The sequence below is a fragment of the Arthrobacter sp. Soil762 genome (assembly GCF_001428335.1).
GTDB lineage: Bacteria > Actinomycetota > Actinomycetes > Actinomycetales > Micrococcaceae > Arthrobacter.
The window spans coordinates 1-2542 of sequence record NZ_LMSG01000015.1 but is presented as its reverse complement, the minus strand read 5'-3'; the positions used below and the strand labels follow the sequence as shown (position 1 = coordinate 2542).

Here is a 2542-nt window from a genome sequence, read left to right as displayed (position 1 = left end):
GAGAGTAGGTCACCGCCGGAACATCATTACGGTCGAGAGCCCCCCAACCACCAGGTTGGGGGGCTCTCCCACTTTAACCACCACACCACAAACACCCCCAGGCAGAACGACGCCGGCACGCTCACGCCGTACCCGCAGCGAAAACCCGACCCCTCTTTCACTCCCTGCAGTGAATTTGGACACGCGCACTCACCACCCGCAGCAATGTCGCATCCGCGTGGTCCGGCTTCATGTCCGCGTTCCAGCCCGAACCCAACAGGGTCTTATCGTACGGGCCGACTTCCCTCGGCCGGATGCAGAAAGAGCGCTCCTCCGGCAGCTCGCAACTCGGCTCGAGACGGCTGGGCCGCTGGCGTACACCGGAGGCCGACCGGCCCCGATCGACCAGTCGGCCGGGGCGAGGTGCCGTCCGTCGAGATCACCCGCTCCATGCCCTGTTGCACGCCTTTCATTATGGTCGCGCGACGCATGGCCGGCTGTGGCTGGGGTTGCTCTCGTCAGCTTGCCGGGTCGTACTGGAACTGCCGGACCTCCTGGGCGCAGCGGCAGGCGACTGCGATCTTCGCGGCCCACTCGAGTGCCGCCTCCCGCGAGGGCAGTTCGAGAACGGTGTAGCCGCCGTTGGGCACCTTGTGGCCTGGGTACGTGCCCTCGGTGACGGTGCCGTCACCGGCCACGAGCACCGGGTCTACGTCCTCATTGATCCCGCCGCCGAAGACGTACACACCCGCCGCCTTGGCCTCGTCGATGACGGCATGCGAGGCTTCGACTACCGCCTCGAAGTCCTCCTCGGGGAACACCATGGCCTCACCGGGGAACGAGATTAGGTACTTCGTCATTCGAGGACTCCTCTGCTCCGGCGGCGCCATCCGTCGGCTCTTCTCTGCGGCACCGCTCTGGTGCCCAGACCGATTATGGCTCCGCCGCCCGACATGTGGTCAAGATGGAGCGTCGCGGCCGACCCGCAGAACCTGCTTGAGCGGGACCGTCTGAGAGCACGTTTTAAAGCGCGCGCCCGCGAAGGAGGGTCAGCCATGGATCCCTTCGACGTGCTCGACGCTACCCCACTACCGCTTTCGCCTGTCCTGATCTGACCACGTTTTGTCGGCTCGACGAGCTGGGTCTGGAGGCCACCAGGCAGCGCCTTGAGCCCGATCGTGCGGTGCTGGCATGTCGGGTCGTCGTGCCCGGCGATTCGATCGACCGGTGGTGTCGACGTTGCGGGTTCGAGAACATGGTGCGGGACACAGTGGCACGGGAGTTGGCGCACGAGCCGCTGGGATGTCGTCCCAAGGGCCTCGAGGTTACGATCCGCCGGCACCGGTGTATCGACTGCGGGCACGTGTGGCGCGACGCCGTGGAGGTGGTCGCGATGTACGGGTTCACGGGGATTCAAGTCTCCCGCCGCCGAGCGCTCCCCGAGGCGGTCGCGGTCCTGGATCCCTTCCACGTGGCCTTCCTGGCCGGCAAGGCGCTCGGTGAGTGCCGGCGTCGGGTCCAGCAGGCCATCCATGGCCGCACCGGTCTGGAGAGGGCACGTCAAACTAATAGTCAAATCTGCCCGGAAGCATCGATTACATACTGCTGCCCACAATAAGGTGGCTGCATGACGGACGCAGAGGTCGAGACCGCATACTCAAAGAGAGCTGCCGAGTACACTGCAAGATTTGGGTCGGTCGAGTCAACTCATCCAGCTGATCGGAAGCTCGTAGCCGACTGGGTCGCACCCCTGGTGGGGCCAGTGCTGGATGTAGGATGCGGGCCCGGCCATTGGACCAAGTTCCTCGCGGACCATGGGGCGGCGGTCGAAGGAATCGATTTGGTGCCGGCGTTTATCAAGCAAGCAGAAGCATCCTTCCCCGGCATCCCCTTCCGCGTCGCCTCCCTCACGAGTTTCGGAGTTCCCGAAGGATATGCATCCGGCGTCCTGGCTTGGTACTCGCTAATCCACTTTGAACCCGACCAGGTTCCCTCCGTTCTCCGGGAACTGGCACGGCGCCGGACTCCTGGCGGACTTCTTCTCCTGCTAGGTCTGTTTGAAGGAGACGAAATCGCGAGATATCCACATGCGGTGACGCCTGCGTACTCCTGGCCCGTGGGAGACCTCAGCAGGATCCTTAGTGCAGCCGGCTTCGAAACCATCTCCCATCAGCGACGAACTGATCCTGGTCATCGGCCGCACGCCGCTATCAGTGCACGCCTGAGCCATTCATAAGAGACAGCAACCGGAGGAATGCGGGCAGGCGAAAGGTAAACCGAAACTACAACAAGGCTTGGGCTGACCTGTAACCGGAAAGGCGCCGGCCTGGGTCGAATCGGCCGTGAGCCAATCCTCGCATGATGTGATCCAGTCAACAGAAACCCGTTCTGGCCGAATACTGCACCGGGACTCCGGTGAGCCCCTCAGATTCCCCGCTACGACGCGGATTCTGGGGGCATAGGGTCCGTTGTGGGGGTGGATTTGCGGTGGGGGTTGGGTGGGTGTATTGTTTTCTAAGTCGCCGCGAGGGGAACAGCGAAGAGCTGGTTACCGCGGGCGGCC

2 protein-coding genes and 1 pseudogene are annotated in these 2542 nt (G+C 63.8%); 2 read left to right on the top strand and 1 reads right to left on the bottom strand.

Going from position 1 to position 2542, the window contains the following annotated elements; translation table 11 throughout:
• Nucleotides 1-497 precede the first annotated feature (497 nt).
• A complete protein-coding gene (locus ASG77_RS11040; RefSeq protein WP_056345268.1) occupies nt 498-839 on the bottom strand; it encodes a YciI family protein in 342 nt (113 codons plus the stop codon).
• Between the two features lie 251 nt (nt 840-1090).
• On the opposite strand from ASG77_RS11040, the pseudogene ASG77_RS21340 reads away from it, so the two are divergent.
• Both ASG77_RS21340 and ASG77_RS21335 read left to right on the top strand, forming a co-directional pair.
• Nucleotides 1091-1531: pseudogene (locus ASG77_RS21340) on the top strand (transposase); the annotation flags it as partial.
• 75 nt (nt 1532-1606) lie between these two features.
• The gene (locus ASG77_RS21335; RefSeq protein WP_082575973.1) at nt 1607-2215 is read left to right on the top strand and encodes a class I SAM-dependent methyltransferase; all 609 of its coding nucleotides are present in this window, start codon (nt 1607-1609) and stop codon (nt 2213-2215) included.
• The last annotated feature ends 327 nt before the right edge of the window (nt 2216-2542 follow it).